Annotated in this window: 6 protein-coding genes; 4 read left to right on the forward strand and 2 right to left on the reverse strand. The window is 68.3% G+C overall.

Annotated elements, in window-relative coordinates; all coding sequences use genetic code 11:
• A partial coding sequence (gene mreC, locus C5O18_RS05360) for a rod shape-determining protein MreC (RefSeq protein WP_338132503.1) occupies positions 1–1,059 on the reverse strand: 1,059 nt, incomplete at its 3' end.
• Positions 1,060–1,169: 110 nt separating this feature from the next.
• Positions 1,170–2,210: a rod shape-determining protein gene (locus C5O18_RS05365; protein WP_478209678.1), complete on the reverse strand. Its 1,041-nt coding sequence runs from the start codon at positions 2,208–2,210 to the stop codon at positions 1,170–1,172.
• Positions 2,211–2,427: 217 nt separating this feature from the next.
• Here C5O18_RS05365 and gatC point away from each other — a divergent pair, with 217 nt between their 5' ends.
• From gatC to C5O18_RS05385, 4 genes are all read left to right on the forward strand, one after another.
• Entirely contained in the window at positions 2,428–2,715 is a 288-nt protein-coding gene (gene gatC, locus C5O18_RS05370) for an Asp-tRNA(Asn)/Glu-tRNA(Gln) amidotransferase subunit GatC (protein ID WP_105192138.1), read from the forward strand.
• A 22-nt stretch (positions 2,716–2,737) separates the two neighbouring features.
• Positions 2,738–4,210, forward strand: coding sequence for an Asp-tRNA(Asn)/Glu-tRNA(Gln) amidotransferase subunit GatA (gene gatA / locus C5O18_RS05375; protein WP_241146750.1), 1,473 nt, complete (start codon positions 2,738–2,740; stop codon positions 4,208–4,210).
• 13 nt (positions 4,211–4,223) lie between these two features.
• The gene (gatB, locus tag C5O18_RS05380) at positions 4,224–5,678 is read left to right on the forward strand and encodes an Asp-tRNA(Asn)/Glu-tRNA(Gln) amidotransferase subunit GatB (protein ID WP_105192140.1); all 1,455 of its coding nucleotides are present in this window, start codon (positions 4,224–4,226) and stop codon (positions 5,676–5,678) included.
• 181 nt (positions 5,679–5,859) lie between these two features.
• On the forward strand, positions 5,860–6,250 hold a 391-nt coding region (locus tag C5O18_RS05385; protein ID WP_105192146.1), incomplete at its 3' end, for a sigma factor.

A 6,250-nucleotide genomic window follows, 5' to 3' on the forward strand; every position in this document is an offset into this window, starting at 1 on the left:
CGGCGACTGCACCGGCTTCGGCGGCAGCACTGCCGGGGTCGCCGAAGCCGGAACAGCTGCGACCGCGGGCGCAGGCGTGGCGGGCGACGCGGGCACGGCCGGCGTGTCCGCCGGCGCGGCGGCATCGACCGGCACCTGGACCGGCGTGGCCGGAGCAGGCGGCGTCACCGGCGCCGGGAACACCGGGTCGGCGTTCAGCGGCTGCGTGTGCAGGTGCTCGGCGCTCTGCGGCTTCTCGAACAGCGCCAGCACGTAGCGGCTGCGATCGAGCGTGGCGACCGGCTCGGCGATGATGTTGAGGAACTGGTCATCGTCGGTCTGACGGATGACCTCGGTGACCCGCCCGACGGGGTAGCCGGCCGGGAAGTCGATGCCCAGGCCGGAGGTCACCAGCAGGTCGCCCTGCTTCACGTCGGACTTCTCGGGCACGTACTGCAGGCGCATCTCGCGCAGGTCGCCGGTGCCGCTGAGGATGGCGCGGATTCCGTTGCGGTTGATGCGCACCGGCACAGAATGCAGGCGGTCGGCGACCAGCATGACCCGGGAGGTGCGCTGACCGACCTGGATCACGCGGCCGAACACGCCCTGGGCATCGAGCACGGCCTGGCCGCGGTAGATGCCGGCGTCACGGCCCTGGTTGATGATCATGACGTGGCGCGACGGGTCAGGGTCGACACCGATGACCTCGCTGACCAGCACCCGGCTGCGCAGTCCTTCGGAAGCGGCCAGCAGGCCGCGCAGGCGGGCGTTGTCGCCGGCGAGGTAGGACAGCTTCTGGACCTGCGCGGCCAGCATCAGGTTCTGCTGGCGCAGGCGGTCATTGTCGCTGCGCAGCGACGATCCGAAGCGCAGGCTGTCGCTGACTTCCTCGATCAGCGCGCCGGGCCAGGACAGGCCGACATAGACCGGCTCGAAGAAATCGTAGAGGGTCGAACGGGTCTTCTCGACGCTCGGCCAGCGCAGGCCGTCGGCCGCCAGCAGCCCGAGGGAAAGGCCCAGCGCCATGAGGAACTGCAAGGTATCGCCGCGACCGCGCGAGAACAGCGAACTGTCTATGATGACCCCCTCAGGTGCTCGAAGCTTCTGTGGTTATACACACCTGCACACCGGACACAAGCGGCCGGAAAGCAAAAAGCCGGCATCTAGCCGGCTTTCCGCGGACACGCCGCTCAGTCCTGGAACAGCATGTCGTAGGCGATGTTGTCGATGAACTCGAGCGCGCGTCCGCCACCACGGGCGACGCAGGTCAGCGGGTCCTCGGCGACGATCACCGGCAGGCCGGTTTCCTTGGCCAGCAGCTTGTCCAGGTCGCGCAGCAGCGCGCCGCCGCCGGTCAGCACCATGCCGCGTTCGGCGATGTCGGCCGACAGTTCGGCCGGCGTCTGCTCCAGCGCGCTCTTGATGGCGGTGACGATGCCGGTCAGCGGATCCTGGATGGCGCCCAGGATTTCATCCGAATTCAGCGTGAAGGTGCGCGGCACGCCCTCGGCCAGATTGCGGCCGCGGACCTCGATCTCGCGCAGCTCGCCGCCCGGGAAGGCGGTGCCGATCTCCTGCTTGATGCGCTCGGCGGTGGCTTCGCCGATCAGGCAGCCGTGCTGGCGACGGACATAGGACACGATGCAGTCGTCGAGCAGGTCACCGCCGATGCGCACGGAGTCGGAGTAGACCGAGCCGGACAGGGAGATGACGGCGATCTCGGTGGTGCCGCCGCCGATGTCGACGACCATGGAGCCGCAGGCCTGCTCGATCGGCAGGCCGGCGCCGATGGCCGAGGCCATGGGCTCCTCGATCAGGCGAACTTCACGGGCGCCGGCGCCGATCACCGACTCGCGGATGGCACGGCGCTCGACCAGCGTCGACTTGCAGGGCACGCAGACCAGCACGCGCGGACGCGGCGGCATGATGCCGGACTCGTGCACCTTCTTGATGAAGTACTGCAGCATTTTCTCCGTCACCTCGAAGTCGGCGATGACGCCGTCCTTGAGCGGACGGATGGCGGAGATGTTGCCCGGGGTACGGCCCAGCATGCGCTTGGCATCGGTACCGACGGCGGCGACGGTCTTGGTCGCGCCGGACTGGCGGATGGCGACCACCGACGGCTCGTCGAGCACGATGCCGCGGCCCGGTACGTAGACGAGAGTGTTGGCGGTGCCGAGATCGATGGCAAGGTCGGTGGAGAACAGGCCGAGGAGTCGTTTGAACAGCATGGGGGTATCCGGGAAATTTGAGTGCGTCGGGCCTGACGCTGTGTGCGCCCGCGGGGTTTACAGCGCCACCCCGCCAAGAGGCGATTAGGTTAATCAAAGCGCGACTTTTGGACAAGTTGTGTTCTGTGATAAGTTGCAGCACTTTCCCCGCAATCCCAAGCGTCCGCCGGCCGGCTCCGCGCCCGCATGGCGGCGTTATTTCGGAGCATCGCCAACCATGGCCCTGACCGCCGAACAGGTGGCGCGCATCGCCCACCTGGCACGCCTGCAATTGCCCGCCGACGAGCAGCAGCGCGTCACCGACAGCCTGAACAGCATCCTCGGCCTGATCGACCAGCTGCAGGCCGCCGACACCACCGGCATCGCGCCCATGGCCCACCCGGTGGACGCCACCCAGGCCCTGCGCGCCGACGAGGTCACCGAAAGCGATCGCCGCGACGACTACCAGCGCATCGCCCCCGCCGTGCAGGACGGCTGCTACCTCGTGCCCCGCGTGGTCGAATAACCGCATATTTAAGGAAGGCTTCATGAGTCTGCACACCCTGACCCTGGCCGAGCTGGCCGCCGGCCTGGAGCGCCGCGATTTCTCCAGTGTCGAGCTGACCCGGCACTTCCTCGACCGCATCGCCCGTTTCGACGGCAAGGCGAACGGCGGCATCAACAGCTACATCACGGTGACGCCGGAACGCGCGCTGGCCCAGGCCGGCGCTGCCGACGCCGCCCGCGCCGCCGGCAGCGCCGGTGCGCTGACCGGCGTGCCGCTGGCGCAGAAGGACATCTTCTGCACCGAAGGCGTGAAGACCACCTGCGCCTCGAAGATGCTCGACAGCTTCATCTCGCCCTACAACGCCGAGGTGGTGAGCCGCTGCGACGCCGCCGGCCTGGTCATGCTCGGCAAGACCAACATGGACGAGTTCGCCATGGGCTCGTCGAACGAGACCTCCTACTACGGCGCGGTGAAGAACCCCTGGGATGTCTCTCGCGTGCCCGGCGGCTCCTCCGGCGGCTCGGCCGCGGCCGTGGCCGCCCGCCTCGCCCCGGCGGCGACCGGCACCGACACCGGCGGCTCCATCCGCCAGCCGGCGGCGCTGTGCAACCTCACCGGCCTCAAGCCCAGCTACGGCCGCATTTCGCGCTGGGGCATGATCGCTTTCGCCTCCAGCCTCGACCAGGCCGGCCCGATGACGCAGACCGCCGAGGACGCCGCCCTGCTGCTGCAGGTCATGGCCGGTCACGACGCCAAGGACTCGACCTCGATCGACCACCCGGTGCCGGACTACCGCGCCACGCTCGGCGACTCCCTGCAGGGCCTGCGCATCGGCCTGCCGAAGCAGTTCTTCGGCGAGGGCCTGAGCGCCGACACCGGCGCGCTCATCCAGACCGCCATCCGCGAACTGGAGAAGCTCGGTGCCACCACGGTGGAGGTCGACCTGCCCAACAGCGGCCTGTCGGTGCCGGCCTACTACGTGATCGCGCCGGCCGAGTGCTCGTCCAACCTGTCGCGCTTCGACGGCGTGCGCTTCGGCCACCGCTGCGACAGCCCGAAGGACCTGGAAGACCTGTACAAGCGTTCGCGCGCCGAAGGCTTCGGCGAGGAAGTGCGCCGCCGCATCATGATCGGCACCTACGCCCTGTCCGCCGGCTACTACGATGCCTACTACCTGCAGGCCCAGCGCGTGCGCCGCCTGATCAAGCAGGACTTCGACGCCGCCTTCGCGCAGTGCGACGTGATCCTCGGCCCGACCGCGCCGGAGACCGCGTTCGCGCTCGGCGCCAAGCAGGCCGACCCGATCGCCATGTACCTGCAGGACATCTACACCATCGCCACCAATCTCGCCGGCCTGCCGGGCATGAGCATTCCCGCCGGTTTCAGCGGCGGCCTGCCGGTGGGCCTGCAACTGATCGGCCCGTACTGGAGCGAGGCGCGCCTGCTCAACGTGGCGCACCGCTATCAGCAAGTCACCGACTGGCACCGCCAGATTCCGGCCGCATTCGCCTGAGGAACAGACTGACATGACCTGGGAAACCGTGATCGGCCTGGAAGTCCACGTCCAGCTCAACACCCGATCCAAGATCTTCTCCGGCAGCGCCACCACCTTCGGCGCCGCCCCCAACACGCAGGCCAGCCTGATCGATCTGGGCATGCCCGGCGTGCTGCCGGTGCTCAACGCCGGCGCCGTGCGCAACGCCATCCGCTTCGGTCTCGGCATCGATGCCGAGATCGGCCGGCGCAGCGTGTTCGCGCGCAAGAACTACTTCTACCCGGACCTGCCCAAGGGCTACCAGATCTCGCAGATGGATCACCCCATCGTGGGCAAGGGCCACATCGACATCACGCTCGATGACGGCACGGTGAAGCGCATCGGCATCACCCGCGCGCACCTCGAGGAAGATGCCGGCAAGTCGCTGCACGAGGACTTCTCGGGCATGACCGGCATCGACCTCAACCGCGCCGGCACGCCGCTGCTGGAAATCGTCTCCGAGCCCGACCTGCGCTCCGCCAAGGAAGCGGTGGCGTATCTGAAGTCGATTCATGCGCTGATCCGCTACCTCGACATCTCCGACGGCAACATGGCCGAAGGCTCCATGCGCTGCGACTGCAACGTGTCGGTGCGCCAGGTCGGCGGCCCGCTGGGCACGCGCGCCGAGATCAAGAACGTGAACTCGTTCAAGTTCGTCGAGAAGGCGATCAATCACGAGATCCAGCGCCAGATCGACCTCATCGAGGACGGCGGCAAGGTGGTGCAGGAAACCCGCCTCTACGACGCCAACAAGAACGAGACGCGGTCGATGCGCAGCAAGGAAGAGGCGAACGACTACCGCTACTTCCCCGACCCCGACCTGCTGCCGGTGGTAGTCGACGACGCCACGCTGGACGAGATCCGCGCCAGCCTGCCGGAACTGCCGGAGGCCCGCCGCGCCCGCTTCATGGCCGACTTCGGCCTGCCCGCCTACGACGCCAGCGTGCTGGTCTCCAGCCGCGAGCTGGCCGAGTTCTACGAAGCCACGGTGCTGGCGGCCGGCGGCCTGCCGGCCGCCAAGCAGGCGGCGAACTGGGTCATGGTCGAACTGCTGGGCGCGCTCAACCGCGCCGAGCAGGAGATCACCGAGTCACCGGTTTCGCCGGCCCAGCTCGGCGGCCTGATCCTGCGCATCGGCGACAACACCATCTCGGGCAAGATCGCCAAGCAGGTGTTCGCGGCGCTGATGGCCGGTGAAGGCAGCAGTGCCGACGAAATCATCGAGCAGCAGGGTCTGAAGCAGGAGACCGACACCGGCGCCATCGAGGCCGTGCTGCAGGAAGTGATCGCCGCCAACGCCGCCCAGGTCGAGCAGTACCGCGCCTCCGACGAGGCCAAGCAGGCCAAGCTGTTCGGCTTCTTCGTCGGCCAGGCCATGAAGGCCTCGCGCGGCAAGGCAAACCCGGCCGTGGTCAACGAGCTGCTGAAGAAGCTGCTGGCGGGTTGAGCACGGGCCCGCGTGATGGGGAAAACGGCCGGCCCCGGCCGGTCCTCCCGATCACGCGGACCTCGGTCTGCCGCGCGCGGCCATCCCGAAAACATTCCGCTCTCCCCTTGCCTGCCTGTCGCGACACCCCTACAATGAGATAAATTCTCATTTGCAAATGGGCGACGCCCGGGCGCAGATCATGTCGGCAGAACACGGCGGCTCCCTGGACATCCAGGCTCTCTACAGCGACCACCACCGCTGGCTGTTCGGCTGGCTGCGCAGTCGCCTCGGCTGCGTGGCGCAGGCCGAAGACCTGACCCATGACACCTACCTGCGCCTGCTGCAGCGGCCCGCCCAGCCCCGCCCGCAGGAACCGCGCGCCTTCCTGACCACCATCGCGCGCGGCCTGGTCATCGACCACTGGCGCCGCGAATCGCTGCGCCGCGCCTGGCTGGAAGCGCTCGCCAGCCTGCCCGAGGCGGAGGCCGGATCACCGGAGCAGGAGCATCTGGTGCTCGAACTGCTGGACCAGATCGCGGTCATGCTCGACGGCCTCAGGCCCCGCGTGCGCACGGCTTTCCTGCTGGCGC

The organism is Amnimonas aquatica, from assembly GCF_002943415.1.
Classification (GTDB): Bacteria; Pseudomonadota; Gammaproteobacteria; order Pseudomonadales; family Moraxellaceae; genus Perlucidibaca; species Perlucidibaca aquatica_A.

What these genes read in the sequence shown, in the direction of transcription:
- C5O18_RS05365 (WP_478209678.1), bottom strand. Translation starts at nt 2,210, where the DNA reads ATGCTGTTCAAACGACTCCTCGGCCTGTTCTCCACCGACCTTGCCATC.
- gatB (WP_105192140.1), top strand. Translation starts at nt 4,224, where the DNA reads ATGACCTGGGAAACCGTGATCGGCCTGGAAGTCCACGTCCAGCTCAAC.
- gatA (WP_241146750.1), top strand. Translation starts at nt 2,738, where the DNA reads ATGAGTCTGCACACCCTGACCCTGGCCGAGCTGGCCGCCGGCCTGGAG.
- gatC (WP_105192138.1), top strand. Translation starts at nt 2,428, where the DNA reads ATGGCCCTGACCGCCGAACAGGTGGCGCGCATCGCCCACCTGGCACGC.